This is a genomic window from Mesorhizobium sp. Cs1299R1N1, from assembly GCF_037179655.1.
Lineage (GTDB): Bacteria > Pseudomonadota > Alphaproteobacteria > Rhizobiales > Rhizobiaceae > Mesorhizobium > Mesorhizobium salmacidum.
Genome location: NZ_JAPYKR010000006.1, coordinates 376,335 through 393,934, shown reverse-complemented (window position 1 = coordinate 393,934; position 17,600 = coordinate 376,335). Strand labels below are relative to the sequence as shown.

General features: G+C 64.4%; 15 protein-coding genes and 1 pseudogene. 3 read left to right on the top strand and 13 right to left on the bottom strand.

Annotated elements, in window-relative coordinates; translation table 11 throughout:
- Positions 1 to 97 precede the first annotated feature (97 nt).
- Together ccmB and ccmA are read right to left on the bottom strand one after the other, a co-directional pair.
- Positions 98 to 763 carry a heme exporter protein CcmB gene (gene ccmB / locus O7A70_RS16125; protein WP_337141228.1) on the bottom strand — a complete coding sequence of 222 codons (666 nt, stop codon included), beginning with the start codon at positions 761 to 763 and terminating at the stop codon, positions 98 to 100.
- A 61-nt stretch (positions 764 to 824) separates the two neighbouring features.
- Positions 825 to 1,433 (bottom strand): heme ABC exporter ATP-binding protein CcmA, encoded by a 609-nt coding sequence (gene ccmA / locus O7A70_RS16120; protein WP_337141227.1) that lies wholly within the window; start codon positions 1,431 to 1,433, stop codon positions 825 to 827.
- A gap of 285 nt (positions 1,434 to 1,718) precedes the next feature.
- On the opposite strand from ccmA, the gene acnA reads away from it, so the two are divergent.
- Entirely contained in the window at positions 1,719 to 4,409 is a 2,691-nt protein-coding gene (acnA, locus tag O7A70_RS16115) for an aconitate hydratase AcnA (protein WP_337141226.1), read from the top strand.
- A gap of 88 nt (positions 4,410 to 4,497) precedes the next feature.
- Here acnA and O7A70_RS34200 read toward each other — a convergent pair.
- Positions 4,498 to 4,611 (bottom strand): annotated as a pseudogene (locus O7A70_RS34200) (ceramidase domain-containing protein); the annotation flags it as partial.
- A 180-nt stretch (positions 4,612 to 4,791) separates the two neighbouring features.
- On the opposite strand from O7A70_RS34200, the gene O7A70_RS16110 reads away from it, so the two are divergent.
- Entirely contained in the window at positions 4,792 to 5,607 is an 816-nt protein-coding gene (locus tag O7A70_RS16110; protein ID WP_337107653.1) for a DUF1223 domain-containing protein, read from the top strand.
- Positions 5,608 to 5,665: 58 nt separating this feature from the next.
- Here the strand turns inward: O7A70_RS16110 and O7A70_RS16105 are convergent, their stop codons facing one another.
- From O7A70_RS16105 to O7A70_RS16080, 6 genes are read right to left on the bottom strand one after another with little or no spacing between them, the layout of a single operon-like run.
- Complete coding sequence (locus tag O7A70_RS16105; RefSeq protein ID WP_337141225.1) at positions 5,666 to 7,051, bottom strand: NAD(P)/FAD-dependent oxidoreductase; 1,386 nt, start codon at positions 7,049 to 7,051, stop codon at positions 5,666 to 5,668.
- A 22-nt stretch (positions 7,052 to 7,073) separates the two neighbouring features.
- Positions 7,074 to 8,210, bottom strand: a complete 1,137-nt coding sequence (locus O7A70_RS16100; protein ID WP_337141224.1) for an ABC transporter ATP-binding protein — start codon at positions 8,208 to 8,210, stop codon at positions 7,074 to 7,076.
- On the bottom strand, positions 8,207 to 9,004 hold the full coding sequence (locus O7A70_RS16095) for an ABC transporter permease (RefSeq protein WP_337141223.1): 798 nt from the start codon (positions 9,002 to 9,004) through the stop codon (positions 8,207 to 8,209). The genes O7A70_RS16100 and O7A70_RS16095 overlap by 4 nt, the downstream gene beginning before the upstream one ends.
- Positions 9,004 to 9,867, bottom strand: a complete 864-nt coding sequence (locus O7A70_RS16090; protein ID WP_337141222.1) for an ABC transporter permease — start codon at positions 9,865 to 9,867, stop codon at positions 9,004 to 9,006. The genes O7A70_RS16095 and O7A70_RS16090 overlap by 1 nt, the downstream gene beginning before the upstream one ends.
- A 22-nt stretch (positions 9,868 to 9,889) precedes the next feature.
- Positions 9,890 to 10,960, bottom strand: a complete 1,071-nt coding sequence (locus O7A70_RS16085) for an extracellular solute-binding protein (RefSeq protein ID WP_337141221.1) — start codon at positions 10,958 to 10,960, stop codon at positions 9,890 to 9,892.
- Between the two features lie 35 nt (positions 10,961 to 10,995).
- Positions 10,996 to 11,655 (bottom strand): helix-turn-helix domain-containing protein, encoded by a 660-nt coding sequence (locus O7A70_RS16080; protein WP_337141220.1) that lies wholly within the window; start codon positions 11,653 to 11,655, stop codon positions 10,996 to 10,998.
- 521 nt (positions 11,656 to 12,176) lie between these two features.
- Between O7A70_RS16080 and O7A70_RS16075 the strand changes: the two genes are divergently transcribed.
- Positions 12,177 to 12,563, top strand: a complete 387-nt coding sequence (locus O7A70_RS16075) for a DUF2794 domain-containing protein (protein WP_027146198.1) — start codon at positions 12,177 to 12,179, stop codon at positions 12,561 to 12,563.
- Between the two features lie 48 nt (positions 12,564 to 12,611).
- Here the strand turns inward: O7A70_RS16075 and O7A70_RS16070 are convergent, their stop codons facing one another.
- From O7A70_RS16070 to O7A70_RS16055, 4 genes are all read right to left on the bottom strand, one after another.
- Positions 12,612 to 13,181 carry a GNAT family N-acetyltransferase gene (locus O7A70_RS16070; protein ID WP_337141219.1) on the bottom strand — a complete coding sequence of 190 codons (570 nt, stop codon included), beginning with the start codon at positions 13,179 to 13,181 and terminating at the stop codon, positions 12,612 to 12,614.
- A 105-nt stretch (positions 13,182 to 13,286) separates the two neighbouring features.
- A complete protein-coding gene (locus O7A70_RS16065; RefSeq protein WP_140510906.1) occupies positions 13,287 to 14,060 on the bottom strand; it encodes a Bax inhibitor-1/YccA family protein in 774 nt (257 codons plus the stop codon).
- Positions 14,061 to 14,291: 231 nt separating this feature from the next.
- Positions 14,292 to 16,841 carry an ABC transporter permease gene (locus O7A70_RS16060; protein ID WP_337141218.1) on the bottom strand — a complete coding sequence of 850 codons (2,550 nt, stop codon included), beginning with the start codon at positions 16,839 to 16,841 and terminating at the stop codon, positions 14,292 to 14,294.
- Positions 16,841 to 17,536: an ABC transporter ATP-binding protein gene (locus tag O7A70_RS16055; protein ID WP_337141217.1), complete on the bottom strand. Its 696-nt coding sequence runs from the start codon at positions 17,534 to 17,536 to the stop codon at positions 16,841 to 16,843. The genes O7A70_RS16060 and O7A70_RS16055 overlap by 1 nt, the downstream gene beginning before the upstream one ends.
- Positions 17,537 to 17,600 lie beyond the last annotated feature (64 nt).

The window sequence follows — 17,600 nt, the reverse complement described above, 5'->3', positions numbered from 1 at the left end:
GGTCCGTTCGCTGCGCTCGATCATGCCTTCCCTTAACCTCGCGCCACGGCCCGCGCAATCGGCCGCCACGCCGCAGCCTGTGCCGCTCGTGGCCACCTCAATCCGTGCCGTGACGCAATGCAAGCGCCGCGGCCACGGGGCCCAGCACGGCAAGAAACAAGGTCAGCGCGGCAAGAATGAGGAAGGGCTGCAGGAACGGATCCGGATTGGCCGTCGCGCCATAGCTTGCCGAAACGCCGAAGATCAGCACCGGGATGGTCAGCGGCAGCACCAGCACCGAGATCAGGAGCCCCCCGCGCGGCAGCGCCACCGCCACCGCCGCACCCACGGCACCGATGAAGGTGATGGCCGGCGTGCCGACCAGAAGCGTCAGCGCCGTGGCGCCGATGGCCAACGGCTCCATGTTCATGAACAGGCCGAGCAGGGGTGCGGCGACCACCAGCGGCAACACGCTTCCCGCCCAGTGCGCCACGCATTTCACCAACACCGTCAGCGCCAGCATGTGCCCGTCGTTGCCGAGCACCAGCAGATCGAGCGAGCCGTCCTCGCGGTCGGCCTGGAACAGCCGGTCGAGGCCAAGCAGGCAAGCAAGCAGCGCGCCGATCCACAGGATCGCCGGACCGATGCGGGCCAAAAGCTTGAGGTCCGGCCCGACGCCGAACGGGATGGTGGCGATGACGGCAAGGAAGAAGATGACGCCGGTCAGCGCGCCTCCGCCGGCGCGGATCGAGAGGCGGATGTCGCGGAGGAGGAGGGCTAGCATGGGCGCGACGCCTCCGCGGCTTTGCGACACTTTCTCCAACGATGACGGAACGCGGCCTGCATTATCCGGCCTCCCCCATTGCCAACGCCTTCGCGCCCTCCAATCCCAGCGGCAGATGTGTCGCAGCCACGATCATCCCGCCATCCGTGCAATGCCCGCGCATCAACTCCGCAAGCCGCCCCTCAGAAGCCCTGTCCAGCCCTGCCGTCGGCTCATCCAGCAACCACAGCGGCCGGTGGCTGACCAACAGCTTCGCTATCGCCGCGCGTCGTCGCTGTCCGGTCGAGAGATAGCCGAACGGCAGATGGCCGATGCCGCCCAGCCCGACTGTTTCCAGCGCCTCCTCGACATCGAGCCGGCCTTCGCCATGGAACTCCCGCCAGAAACGTAAATTCTCCGTCACGCTCAGCGCCGTCTTCATCGCATTCTGATGGCCGAGATAGTGACAGGCGGAGGCGATAGAGGGGAATTCGTCGCCGCCGCCTTCGAGCAGCACACGGCCTTCGGCTTTCGGCAGCAGCCCGGCGACCACCCTGAGCAAGGTCGATTTGCCCGAACCGTTTGGCCCGGTGACGACCAGCGCCTGCCCGGCCTCCAGCGCAAACCCGATGCCGGAGAACACCGCCGCGCCGCCGCGCTCGCCGCCCAGATTTTCGGCGATCAGCCGCATCCCGTACCTGTCTCTCGAACGAAGCGGCACGGTCGCTGCCGCATCGCACAAATTTGCTTTGCAACTGTCTAGAACTATTCCAGAAAATTCTCTATATCCGGGTCATCCGTGCCAGCGGTCGGCGCGGGAACAGAATTAGCGCCGAACCAGCGCACGCGCCGCCTTGAACGGCTCGGGTTGCTTGGGAACGGACAGCGGAAATGGCCGTACCCGCACCTTTGCGCGTGATTGCATGCCATCGGCGTCCGTTCCCTTTCAGGCTGAACAGACAAGGACGGATCGCACGTGTCAAAATCCCTCGACAGTTTCAATTGCCGCCGCACGCTGAAAGCGGGCGACGCCGAGTATGCCTATTTCGACCTCGTCGAGGCCGAGAAGAACGGCCTCACCGGCATTGCCCAGCTGCCCTACTCGATGAAGGTGCTGCTGGAAAACCTGCTGCGCAACGAGGACGGCCGCTCCGTCACCAAGGAGAGCATCCAGGCGGTGGCCGGCTGGCTGACCGACAAGGGCACCGCCGGCGTCGAGATCGCCTATCGCCCGGCCCGCGTGCTGATGCAGGATTTCACCGGCGTTCCGGCTGTGGTCGACCTCGCCGCCATGCGCGACGCCATGGCCTCGCTCGGCGGCGATCCGCAGAAGATCAACCCGCTGGTGCCGGTCGACCTCGTCATCGACCATTCCGTCATCGTCGACGAGTTCGGCACGCCGATGGCTTTCGCCCGCAACGTCGAGCTCGAATATGAGCGCAACGAAGAGCGCTACAAGTTCCTGAAATGGGGCCAGCAGGCGTTCCGCAACTTCCGCGTCGTGCCGCCCGGCACCGGCATCTGTCACCAGGTCAACCTCGAATATCTCGGCCAGGTCGTGTGGACCAACACCGAGGACGGCGAAACGACAGCCTATCCCGACACCTGTGTCGGCACCGATTCGCACACAACCATGATCAACGGCCTTGGCGTGCTCGGCTGGGGCGTCGGCGGCATCGAGGCCGAGGCGGCCATGCTCGGCCAGCCGGTTTCCATGCTGCTGCCCGAAGTTATCGGCTTCCGCCTTACCGGCAAGCTCAAGGAGGGCGTCACCGCCACCGACCTCGTGCTCACCGTCACCCAGATGCTGCGCAAGAAGGGTGTCGTCGGCAAGTTCGTCGAGTTCTTCGGCCCAGGTCTGTCCAACATGACGCTGGCCGACCGCGCCACCATCGGCAACATGGCGCCCGAATATGGCGCCACCTGCGGTTTCTTCCCGGTCGACTCCGAAACCATCCGCTATCTCACAATGTCCGGCCGCAGCGAGGACCGCATCGCCCTGGTCGAGGCCTATTCCAAGGCGCAGGGCATGTGGCGCGAGGCCGGCTCCGCCGACCCGGTCTTCACCGATCTGCTCGAACTGGAGTTGGACAGCGTCGTGCCGTCGATGGCTGGCCCCAAGCGGCCCGAAGGCCGCGTCGCGCTCGAAGGCATTCCGGCCGGCTTCGCCAAGGCGATGGAGACCGAGTACAAGAAGGCGGCGGAAATCTCCAAGCGCTACGCCGTCGAGGGCACCGACCATGACCTTGGCCATGGCGACGTTGTCATCGCAGCCATCACCTCGTGCACCAACACCTCGAACCCGTCAGTGCTGATCGGCGCCGGCTTGCTTGCCCGCAACGCCAACCGCCTCGGCCTGAAGCAGAAGCCGTGGGTAAAAACCTCGCTGGCCCCCGGCAGCCAGGTGGTGGCGGAATATCTGGAAAAGTCGGGTCTGCAGAAGGAGCTCGACCAGATCGGCTTCAACCTGGTCGGCTTCGGCTGCACCACCTGCATCGGCAATTCCGGCCCGCTGCCGGCGCCGATCTCCAAGACCATCAATGACAAAGGTTTGATCGCTGCCGCGGTACTCTCCGGCAACCGCAACTTCGAGGGCCGCGTCTCGCCCGACGTGCAGGCGAATTACCTGGCGTCGCCGCCGCTGGTCGTGGCGCACGCGCTGGCCGGCACAGTCACCAAGGACCTGACCACGGAGCCGCTCGGCGACGACAGGAACGGCAATCCGGTCTATCTCAAGGACATCTGGCCGAGCTCGGCCGAGATCCAGGAGTTCATCGAGAAGAACGTCACCCGCGAGCTGTTCGCCCGCAAATATGCCGACGTCTTCAAGGGCGACGAGTACTGGCAGAACGTCAAGGCGCCGGAAGGCCAGACCTATGCCTGGGACAACGATTCGACCTATGTGCAGAACCCGCCCTACTTCGCCGGCATGACATCAGGTTTCGGCAAGATCGGCGACATCAAGGGCGCCCGCGTGCTCGGCCTGTTCGGCGACAAGATCACCACCGACCACATCTCGCCGGCGGGTTCGATCAAGGCTGCCTCGCCGGCCGGCAAATACCTCACCGACCATGGCGTCGGCGTCGCCGACTTCAACCAGTACGGCACCCGGCGCGGCAACCATGAGGTGATGATGCGCGGCACCTTCGCCAACATCCGCATCCGCAACCACATGCTGGGCGAGAACGGCCGCGAGGGCGGCTACACCATCCATTATCCCACGAAGGAAGAGGAATCGATCTACGACGCGGCGATGGAATACAAGAAGGAAGGCGTGCCGCTGGTCATCTTCGCCGGCGTCGAATACGGCAACGGCTCGTCGCGCGACTGGGCGGCCAAGGGCACCAACCTCTTGGGTGTCCGCGCCGTCATCGCCCAGTCCTTCGAACGCATCCATCGCTCGAACCTGGTCGGCATGGGCGTCATCCCCTTCGTCTTCGAGGACGGCACCTCATGGGCTTCGCTCAACCTCAAGGGCGACGAGATGGTCGAGATCGACGGATTGAGCGCCATCAAGCCGCGCCAGACGATGGTCGCCAAGATCATCTATGGCGACGGCACGGTGAAGAACGTGCCGATCATCTGCCGCATCGATACGCTGGATGAGCTCGACTACTTCAAGAACGGCGGCATCCTGCAATACGTGCTGCGCGATCTGGCAGCGTAGAAAGCAGGGAGTAAGGGAGTAGGAACAAGGACACTAAGCCCGGAACGGGTAACCTACTCCCCTACTCCCCTACTCCCCTACTCCCCTACAGTCCTGCAGCGATGAAGGCACGCTTCGTCAAAGCATTGACCGGCCCGGACCAAAGTCCAGGGCCGGTTCGCTCGCAATAGAGATCGGCGGGGGTGAGGAGAACCTGCCACATGGGGATGATGCCGCCGCCGGATCGAACCACACCGTGAAATGCAGTGGCTTCTCCTATTGCGGCCTTACCTCACGATTGCAGCGATAAAATTTCACCGCAACGTGACTTCCCGTTGACTTCCCGTTCTGCCACATATTTCGGCAAAGCAGAACAAAGCCGGCATCACCGGCGGGAATTGGAATGGTCATGGCCTCGCGACGATCATTATGGCTGGCAGCCTTCGCGCTGGCCTTCTCGGTTTTTGCCGGTGCTGGCCAAGGCAGCGAGCCCGAAACGGTCCAGGCCGAAAAATCCCAGCCCGACCGGCCGCTTGGCGTGGTCGAACTGTTCACCAGCCAGGGCTGCAGTTCCTGCCCGCCGGCGGACGCGTTCTTCGCCGAACTCGCCACCAGGCAAGACCTTGTCGCGCTCGCTTACCACGTCGACTACTGGGATTATCTCGGCTGGAAGGACACGCTGAGCCACAAGGAAAACACCGAGCGGCAATATGACTATATGCGCTATTTCAGCAGCCGTTCCGTCTATACGCCGCAGGCCGTCCTGAACGGCCGCATGCATGTCAACGGCGCCAATCGCGCCGAGGTCGACGGCGCGCTTGCCCGCATGGCCCGTGCCGGCGAAGGCATGCGTGTGCCCATCAAGGTCAGCCGCGCCGGCGACCGTGTGATCATCGACACCGGCGATGCCGGCACCGGCCCGAACGACGCCCATGTCGTCATCGTCTATTTCGACGCACCGCAGACGGTCAAGATCGGCCAGGGCGAGAACTCCGGCCGCAAGATGACCTATTGGAACGCGGTCACCGGGATCCAGACCGCCGGCATGTGGCACGGCAAGGCGCAGCGCTATGAATTGCCGCTGAGCGAGATCACCAAGAAGGGCGGCTGCGCCGTGCTTTTGCAATCGGTCGGCAAGGATGGCCTCCCGGGTCCCATCCTGGGTGCGGCGTTCATCCACAAGCCCGGATCCGAGACCTCCATCGATCGAAACCTGTAACGTCACGGGTTCGGCGCAATTCCAGACGCAAACCGTTACACATCGTCTTCGAATGGTTTCAGTGTCCGGTCAGGCGACCGGCAAAGGCCGCAAGGCGTGAGGTACGGCCCAAGCCGTTTGCTTCACGCCGGTCGGCGATGCGATAGAGCTGGTACATGGTGTGCACGCCGAGCCAGCGCAGCGGTTCCGGTTCCCATTTCTTGACCGTGCGGTTGACCCAGGGCAGCCGGGTCAGTTCGGTCTCGTGGCCGAGCACCAGGTCGCGCAAGGTGCGGCCCGACAGGTTGGAACTCGACACGCCGAGCCCGACATAGCCGCCGGCCCAGCCGATGCCGCTCTCACGGTCGAAACCCGAAGTCGTGCACCAGTCGCGCGGCACACCGAGCGTGCCGCACCAGGCATGGTCGAGGCGCACGCCTTTGGTCTGCGGCAACAGCCTGGTCAGCACCTCGTGCAACTGGTCGATGGTTGCTTGCTGGGTCCGGCCGCGCACATCGGTGCGCGAGCCGAAGCGGTAGGGCACGCCGCGGCCACCCATGGCGATGCGGCCTTCGCGCGTGCGCTGAGCGTAGCAATAGGTGTGCGCGGCATCCCCCAGCACCTCGTAACCGTTCCAGCCGATCGCGTCCCAGAGTTCTTGCGGCAGCTTCTCGGTCACCACGATGGCGCTGTTCAGCGGCAGCCAGAGACGCTCGTAGCCGGGAATGCCAGCCGTGAAGCCTTCGGTGGCGCGGATGATCTTTTGCGCCCGCACGATGCCTCTGGTGGTGGTGACCTTGCCCTTCTCGATCGCCAGCACCTGCGTCTGCTCGTAGATCGGCACGCCGAGCCGCGCGACCGCGGCCGCCAAGCCCTGGACCAGCTTGGCCGGCTGTACACGCGCGACGTTGCGCACGACGAGGGCGCCCAGCACCTTGTCGATGGCGATGCGCTGGCGCGCCTCCCGCGCGTCGAGGAAGGCCAGCCGCTCCGGCGGCATCCCCCAGCCCAGCAGCTCCTCGTATTCTGCCTTGGCGCGCTGCAATTGCCCGGCGTTGGTGGCGACGGTGATGTTGTCGACACGGCGGATATCGGCATCGATGCCCTCGGCTTCCGTCACCGCGATCACCTCATCCACCGTGCCGAACATGGCGCGTTGCATGTCGATCACGGCGCCGCGCGACGATGTTTTTGCGTATTTCTCGCGCGACCAGCTGAAACCGCCCGACAGCCAGCCGCCATTGCGGCCCGAGGCGCCGAAGCCGGCGAACTCCTTTTCGACGATGGCGATGCGCAGCGCAGGCCGCGCCTTCTTCAGATAATAGGCGGTCCACAGGCCGGTGTAGCCGGCGCCGACGACGCAGACATCGGCCTCGATGTCGCCGGGCAAGGGCGGCCGATAAGCGGGAACGCCGCCGATATCGGCATACCAGAACGACACGTCGCCATTATGCTTGGCTTGCATTTTTTGAAATCCGTTCCGAAGTTCAGGTAAGCGTCAGGTCGGCCTTGTCGTCGTCGGCGAGCAGCTTGACGTCGGCGCCGGCGAACAGCACGTCGACCTCGTCTCCGATGGCAAAACTGTCTGCTTCCAGGGTCGAGCGCACGATGGCTTTGGAGCCGTCGGCCAGATCGACCTCGTATTTGGAGCCGGAGCCGAGATAGATCGCTTCGCCTATGCGCCCCGGGAGCCGGTTGCGGCCATCGCCGCCGACACCACGGCGGGCGAGCGCCAGCTTTTCGGGCCGCAGCAGCATGACCGGCCTGCCGCCATTGGCGAGACGTTTGGCTGTCGCGACCTTCTGGCCCGCAATGTCGATCGCCGTCTCCCCGCCGGAGGTGGCGGCGGCCCCGCGCAGCACGGTGGAATCGCCGATGAACTTGCCGACGAACAGCGTCGCCGGCTCGTCATACAGCTCGCGCCCGGTGCCGATCTGTTCGATGCGGCCCCGGTTGAACACGGCTATGCGGTCCGACAGCACCAGAGCCTCTTCCTGGTCGTGCGTCACATAGACGAAGGTGGTGCCGAGTTCGCGGTGGATGCGCTTGATTTCGAGCTGCAGCCATTCGCGCAGCTTCTTGTCGAGCGCGCCGAGCGGCTCGTCCATCAACAGCAGCGGCGGATCGAAGACGATGGCGCGCGCCAGCGCCACGCGCTGCTGCTGGCCGCCGGAAAGTTCGCTGGGAAAGCGGTGACCGAAATCCGCCATCTTGACCATGTCGAGCGCTTGGCGCACGCGGCGTTCGCGCTCGGCTCCGGCCACACCGCGCAGGGCGAGCGGATAGGCGACGTTGCGGCTCACAGTCATGTGCGGGAACAGCGCGTAATGCTGGAACACCACGCCGATGTTGCGCTTGTGCGCCGGCACGCCGACGACACTCTTGCCGCCCACTTCCAGCGCGCCCGAACTGGCCTCGGTGAAACCGGCAACGACATTGAGCGTCGTCGTCTTGCCGGAGCCGCTCGGCCCGAGCAGCGTCATGAACTCGCCGGCCTTGATGTGCAGCGATACGCCGTCCAGCGCCTTGAAGCTGCCATAGGCCTTGCTGATCGACTTGAGATCGATCGCCGCGCCCCTGCTCTCTTGCCCCGGGTTCCCCCTGCTCTCTTGCCCCGGATTCATTGGCGTCCTTTCCGCTCACGGCCAAGAAGAAGCATGCCGCTGCCGATCAGGATCGTGGTGGCAAACAACAGGATCGTGCCGACGGCCGCTACCGTGGGGTCGGCGTCGCGCGTGATGGAAGCGAAGATCTGCACCGGCAATGTCTTGAGGTAGGGATTGGTGATGAACAGCGACACGACAATCTCGTCGAAGGAGGTGGCGAAGGCGAACAGCAGCCCTGACAGCACGCCGGGCGCAATCAACGGCAGCGTCACCGTGCGGAACGTGGTGAGCGCGTTCGCGCCCAGGCTCGCCGCGGCTGTCTCGAGGCGCCTGTCGAACACTTCGAGATTGGCCGAGACGGCAATCAGCACGAAGGGCAGCGCAAGGATGGTGTGGGCGAGCACGAAGCCGAGCAGCGTGCCGACGAGCCGCGTATCGAGATAGACAGCGTAGATGCCGATGGCCAGCACCACGCCGGGCACCACCATCGGTGTCAACATCAGCATGCGCAGCAGGTTTGCCGGCCGCGCTTTCATGCGGTCGAGGCCGAAGGCTGCAAGCGTGCCGAGCACCGTTGCCAGCGCCGCGACGATCGAGGCGACCTTCAGCGAATTGAGGAAGCTGTTCGACCAATCCGGGTTGGTGACAAAATTCTGGTACCACTGCCAGGAGAAGCCCTGCGGCGGAAACGCCAGCGACTTGTTCTCGTTGAACGACATCGGCACCACGACCAGCGTCGGCGCCACCAGCCATATGGCCACCAGCAGGCAGACAAGACCCAGGATGACGCGCGTGAGCGGCTTCATCTCCATCAGCGCCGCTCCGCTTCCCGGTGCCGGGATCGCATCACCGGCGCGGCAAGCGCCAGCAGCACGAAGGTCGTGACCAGCAGCACCACGCCCATCGCGCCGCCCCTGCCCCATTGCAGCAGACTGAGCACCTGCGTCTGCACCAGGGTGGACAGCATGGTCGAGCGCGGACCGCCGAGCAGAGCCGGTGTGATGTAGAAGCCGAGCGCCAGGATGAAGACGATGATCGCCCCGGCATAGACGCCCGGCAGCGACAGCGGCAGGTAGATGGTGAAGAAGGCGCGGGACGGTCGGGCGCCAAGACTTTGCGCCGCGCGCATCAGCCTGAGGTCGATGCCTTTCATGACCGAATAGAGCGGCAGGATCATGAAGGGCAAAAGAACCTGCGCCATGCCGATGACCACGCCCGTCTGGGTACGGATCAGCCTGACGCCGCCGAGCCCGAGCGACCGCAGGATCGAGTTGATGACGCCCGAATCCTGGAGCAGGATCACCCAGGATAAAGTGCGCACCACGCCGCTCACCCAAAACGGGATCAGCACACACAGCATCAGCACCAGCCGAACGCGCGGCCCGACCGCGGTCATCAGATAAGCGTAGGGATAGGCCGAGACCACGCACACCAGCGTGACCCACGTCGAAATGACGAAGGTCCGCTGGAGCACGGTGAGATTGATGGGCATGCTGAAGAACCAGATATAGTTCTGCAGGCCCCACTCCGGCTCCGACAGGCTGCGCAGGATGATGGTGAGGAGCGGATAGCCGATCACCGCCAGGAGCAGGACCAGCGCCGGCAGCGCGAGCGCGTACGGCCGCCATGCCCAGCGCCTTTCGGCAGCAGGAATGGTTGGCTTGGACGCGCTCACGGTCTGTGTTCCCGTCAGCCGGTCAGTTGCCGGCCATCAGCGCCGACCACTTCTCCTGCGCCACCGCGAAGTTCGGCACCCAGAACTTGAAATTCTGTTTGTAGCCCTGCTTCTGGCGTTCAGGCGTGTTGGTCAGGTAGGCGGACACGGAAGCGTCGACCTTGGGCTGCGCGTCGTTGTTGATCGGCGTGTAGGAGGTCTTCTCCGCCAATATTTCCTGGGCATGCTTGCCGAGATAGGCATTGAGCAGCGCGTAGGATGCATCCGTATCCTTGACGCCTACCGGGATCGTCATCTGGTCCATCACCACCAGCCAGTCCTGCCAGGCAGGTGCATATTTGGCACCATTCTTGACTGCCGTCATGGCGCGGCCCGTCCACATCATCAGCATGTCGGCCTCGCCGGATTCGGCGAGCTGCTGCGATTCGGCGCCCGTCTTCCAGAAAATGGTGTCGGGGCCGAGCTTGCGGACCACATCGATGGCCTTGTCGATGTCGGCCACCGTCATCGCCTTCGGGTCGCCGCCGGCGACCTTGAACGCCTGTTCCAGCAGGCCGCCGGTCGGGCTACCGGAGCCGTCGATCCCACGCACGCCGGGGAATTTTTGGGTATCGAAGAAGTCGGCCCAGCTCTTGGGCGGATTATCCCCGTACTTTTCCTTGTTGTACATCAGCACGACACCGTAGTTCATCGCCGGCACCGAGCATTCGCCGACTTGACCTTCCGGGATTTTCGAGACGTCGAGCTTCGTCAGATCGAGCTTCTGGAACAGCTTGCCGCAATAGACATAGGGCGGCAGGTCGTCGGTATCTACGACGTCCCAGGTAACATTGCCGGACTCGACCTGCGCCTGCAGTTTGGCGATCTCCGTCGGGCCGTCATTGAGCAGCTTGACGCCGGATTTGTCGACGAACTCCTTGAGCGCGGCCACCTGGCCGTCCTGGTAGATTCCGCCATAGGACACGAAGGTCAGCGTCTTGCCCTTCAGCGAGCCTTCAGCCACCTCTCCCGCCACCGGCTTGGATTGTGCGAGCGCGGCGGTAGCAGCCATAAGCATGGCGACGCACGCCGCATGTCCAAATCTCAGTCTCATGATCAACTCTCCCATTGCAGAACTCGCATTTGTTTTCATTCACCCGGATGCGAGCGGTTTCCGGGCCTGTATTGATCGAGTTCGAGCGCGCCGGCGGTTGGCGGCGCGATGATCCACAGCACCTCCGCCGGCGTGTCGCCGACATTGACCGTGCGATGCGGCACCGACGTTGCGTATTCGACGCTGTCGCCTTCGCGCATCACATGGCGCTCGTCGGCAAGCGTCAGCTCCACCGTCCCCTTGAGCACCATGAACATTTCGTGTTCGCCGCTATGGACATAGGTCTCGTCGCCGGTCGACCCGCCGACCTCGAAATGTCCGGCATAGACCTCGAACTGGTGGATCGGCCGCCGCGACAGGAGCATCTTGCGGCCTTGCACGCCGACCGGAACGACCGGCCGCTCCTCGCGCCGCAGCACCTTGTGCAGGGGGCGGGCATTGTCCTCGAACAGATCGTTGATGCCGAGGTCGAGAGCGGCGGCGATCTTGAGCAGCGTGCCGGTGTTGGCGCCGCACAGATTGCGCTCGAGCTGGCTGATGAAGCTCGCCGTCGTGCCGGTCATGTCGGCGAGCTGGCGCAGCGAGACGCGCCGGGCCGTGCGCAATGCCTTGATGCGAGGGCCGACGCCGCCGGCCTCTGGCGCGGCCGTCCCACCATTCACCTGTTTTGCCGTGGAGTCCGATGCGCCTGGCATTGCCGTCTCCGTTTCACTTAACACCCTATTAAGTGAGGCGGCAAATGGCAAGCACGGTCGGCGGAATTGAGTCGATATGGCCGTCTCGGGCTCTACGCCGAGTTCCACGGGTCGCCTTAGTTGCGTAAAAAAGGTGCAAAAACGAAAAAACCGACGTCAGCTTGCTTCTGACGCCGGTCATTTAGGTTTTGGGATCGTCGCACCTGGCGCTTTTCCATGGAAAAGGCCGAGGTTGGTTCGATCCGACGCAGACCCGTGGGCGGGGGGCTTGGGGTTTACGAGCCGGTGCCGGACCGAACCGTCTCAGGCAACGCCGGTAAATTCGTCGGACATTGGGGCATGAGCGCGGATAAAAAAAGGCAGAAATGTGGCGAAGCATCACCAATTCCAACACGCGTTTCACAAACGTGACTGGACGCGAGGGAAACGGCTAGCCGCCGGCTTCGCTTCGCCGGCTCTTGCAATTGGCTTGCGAAGGGGCCAACTTTGGTTGGCAAAGATTCATTTTGAAGGATCGAGGCATGACTGATGACGGCGGCGGGATGGGGGATGGAGACGCATCCGCAATATTGATCCCGCTACACGAGGCGCGACGTGAACGCCTCGACCAGCCGGTCCGCTTCGACCGGCGTGAACTGGACCAGATCCTGAGGCTCTACGGACGCATGGTCGCCGCCAATGAATGGCGCGACTACGCCATCGATCATCTCACCGACCGCGCTGTCTTTTCGGTTTTTCGTCGCGCCAGCGAAGTACCGCTGTTCCAGATCGTCAAGGATCCGAAACTGGCGCGCAAGCAGGGCGCCTTCGCCGTCATCGCGGCGGGTGGGCGCATCCTCAAACGCGGCCAGGAGCTTGGCCGCGTGCTTGGCGTCTTCGACAGCAAGCTGAAGCTGGTTCAGGTTTGAACCGGGAATTGGGGAATTGAGGAATTGGGGAATTGAGGAATTAATTCTTCAATTCCCCTTCCGGAACTTCCGCTCCGGCAACGAGTCCGGATCAGGTGGGACCGACGCCCCGCCGTTCAGCGATAGCTGCATGAACACCGTGTCCAGCCAGCGCCCGTGCTTGTAGCCGGAGCCTTCGAGGCGGCCGGAATGGCGAAAGCCGAGCTTCTCGTGCAGCCTGACCGAGGCGCTGTCGGCATGGCCATCGCCGATCACCGCGACGATCTGGCGAAAGCCTGCAGCCTTCGCCGCCGCAACCAGGCTTTGCATCAGCTTGAGGCCGACGCCCTGGCCCTTCGCATCAGGCGCGACATAGACCGAATCCTCGACGATGAAGCGATAGGCCGGGCGCGGCCGGAAGGGGCCGGCATAGGCATAGCCGAGTACGGCGTCGTCCTTCTCGGCCACCAGATAGGGAAAGCCGCCGGCAGCGAGCGTGGCGAATCGCGCGCCCATCTCGGCGCGGCTGGGCGGCTCCAGTTCATAGCTCGCCGTGCCGTTGGCGACCGCGTCGGCATAGATTCCGGTGATGGTGTCGAGGTCGACCGGGGTTGCCGGCCTGATCAGGATATTGCTCATTCTCTATGCAAGCCTCTTATGTGCCCTCGACAACAGCAGAGGCCCGCACAAAAGAAAAGGGCGGCCATTGGGCCGCCCTTTCAAGAGTTGATGGTCCAATACCGCTTAGCGGCGGTCGCCCATGAACTGGAGCAGGAACATGAACAGGTTGATGAAGTCGAGGTAGAGCGACAGCGCGCCCATGATGGCCTTGCGGCCGGCGACATCGGATGCGTCGCCCTCGAAATACATCTCCTTGATCTTCTGCGTGTCGTAAGCGGTGAGGCCGGCGAACACCAGAACGCCGATCGCCGAGACGGCGAAGGTCAGCGCCGACGACTGCAGGAAGATGTTGATCACCGACGCGATGATGATGCCGAACACGCCCATGATCAGGAACGAGCCCATCGCCGACAGGTCGCGCTTGGTGGTGTAGCCGAACAGCGACAGCGCGCCGAAAGCGGCGGCGGTGGCGAAGAAGGTCTGCGAGATGCTTGCCGTGGTGTAGACCAGGAAGATCGACGACAGCGACAGGCCGACCAGGCCGGCATAGACCCAGAAGGTCGTCTGCGCGGCGGCGACGCTCATCGACTGAATCCTGAACGACAGGAAGAACACGGCGGCCAGCGGCGCCAGCATGACAACCCAGCGCAGCGGCGAACCGAAGATCGCATAGCCGAACGAGGTCAGCATCTCGCCGCTCGGCAGTGTCGCGACGGCCGAGGCCGGGTCGGCGGTGGTGGCCAGCATGATCGTGCCGATGGCGGCAAGGCCGGTGATGAGCAAGCCAAGCCCCATCAGGTTGTAGACCTTGATCATGTACGCGCGCAGACCCTGGTCGATGTCGGCGCGGACGCCGGGCACCGCCGACGTCTGATAATTGCGAATGGGATCAGCCATTGGAAATCCTCTGTTGCTTCTGCCCCGTCCGGTGTCGGGCCTCTTGCGGACCCAGGCGCCGCTGGCGGGGCTCCAGCATGCCTGCGCCGAAATATGATGGTTATTCGCGTCGAGAACAAGACCGTAACCTGTTGTAACGGTTCGTGACAGGCTAAAAATGCCGCTCCGCCGGCCGTTTTGGATGGCATTCTTACAAAGATTTAACCCAGGCAGGCGGCGCAGGGCGGCGAATCAGAGGTTTCGCAGCACGGGCGCCGCTTTGTGGCCAAGCACCCGCCAGGTGCCGGCAAGGCCGATGCCGACCGTGATCACCAGCGAAAAGGCAATCGTGGCGACCGCGACTTCCGGCATGAAATGCGACGGCAAGGTCATGATGCGCGCGACGACGAACCAGGCTGCGGCGCTGCCTGCGGCGAGCGCGAAGATCGCGGTGGCGAGCCCGATCAGCATGTATTCCAGCGAGAAGGCCGTTATCAGCGTGGTGCGCGTCGCGCCCAGCGTCTTCAGCACCACCGCGTCGTGGATGCGCGCCCGATTGCCGGCGGCAAGCGCGCCGGCAAGCACCAGGACCGAGGCGATCAGCGCCACGCCGGCCGCCGCCCGGATCGCCGTGCCGAGCTGGCCGACCAACCGGTTGACGATGTCGAGCGCGTCCTTGACCCGCACCGTCGTCACCGCCGGGAAAGCGCGGGTGACGGCATTGAGGACGCGCGCGTCTTCGGCGCTCGAAGCACTCTTTTCGGTGAGAGTCGCGATCCAGCCATGCGGGGCGCCCGCGAATGTGTTGGGCGAGAACACCATGACGAAATTGATGCCCATCGTCTCCCATTCGACCTGGCGGAAATTGGCGATCCGCGCCGTGACGTTGCGGCCGAGCACATTGACGGTGACGGTGTCGCCGAGCTTCAGCCCGATTTCCTTGCCCTCCTTGTCGGAAAACGAAACCAGCGGCTCGCCGGCATAATTGTCCGGCCACCATTTGCCCTCGGTCAGCGTCGCGTTTTCCGGCTGCCTGACATCATAGGTCAGGCCGCGATCTCCCTTCAGCACCCAGGCGCCTTCGGCCGGCACGTCGACCTTGTCGACATCGACGCCGTTGAGCGCCATCACCCGGCCCCGCAGCATCGGCACCTTGCCCAGCGTTCCCTGCGGCGCCTCCTTTGCGATCAGCGATGAGAAGGCATCGACTTCGCTGCCCTGGATGTCGACGAAGAAGAAGTTCGGCGCCCGCTCCGACAGGTTGCCGGAGATCTGGCGCCGGAGATTCCCGTCAATCAGTGCCAGCGTCACCAGGAGAGTCAGTCCAAGCCCCAGCGACAGCACCACCGACGGCGTCAGCGCGCCGGGCCGGTGGATGTTGGCGATGGCGAGCCTGAGCGCGACAAAGCGCACGCGCGGACTTTTCCTGGCTGCCCATTGCACCAGTCCGCCAACGAGACGCAGCACCAGGAAAGCAAAAATCGTGGCGCCGACGAAGATCGAGGCGATGCGCTGGTCGCCCGAAAACAGGATCGCCAGCGCCGCCAGGAAAAGCGCGATGCCGAGCGCGCAAACGACATAGACGGGGCGCGGCAAGCCGCGGCCTTCCAGCCCCATCTCCCGGAACAGCGCGGTCGCCGGCACGTCACGGGCGCGGCCGAGCGGCAGCAGCGCGAAGGCGAGCGTCACCAGCAGGCCGAACAGCGCCGCCATGGCGAGCGCGCCGGGATAGAAGCCGCCTTGCGCCGGCACCGGAATGACGGACTGCAGGGCGGCACTTGCGACAAAGGGCATCAGCGCGCCCAGCACCAACCCGGCGCCGATGCCGAGCAGGGCGATGATCAGGATCTGCACGAGGTAGACGGCAAAGACGAAGCCGCCGGACGCCCCCAGGCTCTTGAAGGTGGCGATGACGCCGCGCTTGCCGTCGAGATAGGCCCGCACCGCATTGGCGACGCCGACGCCGCCGACCACCAGCGCGGTGAGCCCGACCAGCGTCAGGAATTGCGAGAAGCGTTCGATGTTGGAAGACAGCGCCGGTGCTGCGTTGCTGCGCGTGCGGATCGACCAGCCGGCCTCCGGGAAATCCTTGGCCGCCTGGTCCTGGATGGCCTTGAGCCGCGCGTCGTCGGCACCGGCGGGCAGCCGGACCTTGTAGGCGTTCTCGACTAGGCTGCCCGGCTGGATCAGCCCGGTGGCGGTCAGGCCCTCCGTCGAGATCATCAGCCTTGGCGCGAAGCCGAACCCGTCGGAAACCGCGTCGGGCTCGCTCACCAGCCTGGCGCGCAGTTCGAAGATGGCGGTGCCGAGCTTCAGCCGGTCACCGATCTTGAGATGCAGCCGCTCGAACAAAAGGTCGGGTGCAGCGGCGCCGAAAACGCCGAACTGCCCGCCGAACAGTTCCTGCTTCGACAGCGCCGGTTCGGTTTCCAGCGTGCCAAAGAGCGGATAGGCCTCGTCGACCGCCTTGGCCTCGACCAGCGCCTGGTCGGATCCGTCGGCCAGGCGCGCCATCGAGCGCATGCCTGCGGTATGCGAAACGACGCCCAGCCTGTCGAGAAAGCCAAGCTCAGCCTGATTGGCGTCGCGCTGGTTGATCTGGAAGCGAAGGTCGCCGCCGAGCAGCGTCTGGCCCTGATCGGCGACACCGGCGGTAATGGAGCGGGCCACCGAATTGACGCCGCCGATCGCCGCCACGCCGAGCGCGATGCAGGCGAGGAAAATAAGGAAGCCGGACAGGCCGCCACGCATCTCGCGCACAGAGAAGCGGATGGCAAGCTTCAAGGTCCGCGCCACCGGCATCAGGCGGTGACCTTGACCGGCGCCGGCGCTTCGATCCGGCCGGAGCGCATCGACACCTGGCGCGAGCAGCGCGCCGCGAGCGCCGGATCATGGGTGACCAGCACCAGCGTCATGCCGCGCTCGGCGGCCTTGGCGAACAGAAGATCGGCGACCTGCCGCCCCGTCGCCTGGTCGAGATTGCCGGTCGGCTCGTCGGCGATCAGGATGCGCGGCGACGGTGCCAGCGCCCGGGCGATCGCCACGCGCTGCTGCTCGCCACCTGAGAGTTCGCCGGGGTAATGAGTGACGCGGTCGCTGAGGCCCACGGCCGCGAGTTCCCGCTCCGCCACCGAAAACGGATCGGCGTGGCCGGCCAGTTCCAGCGGCACCGCGACATTTTCGAGCGCGGTCATGTTGGGGATCAGGTGGAAGGACTGGAACACGATGCCGATGTTTCGGCCACGAAACGAAGCGATCTGATCCTCGGTTTTGCCGTTGAGCAGCTCGCCGGCGATTCGTACCGTACCCGAATCGACCCCTTCCAGTCCGGCCAGCACCATCAGCAATGTCGACTTGCCGGACCCCGACGGACCAACGATGCCCGTCGCCTCGCCGCGCGCCACTTCGAGGCTGACGCCCTTCAGCACATGGACGGACGAGGCCCCTTCGCCGAGTGTCAGGGATACGTCTTTCAGCGCGATGACGGCTTCTGTCAAAATGAAAGCGTCCTATATGGAAAGGGAGGCTCTGCCTGTCGGAAGCCATCGCCGGAAGAATTCT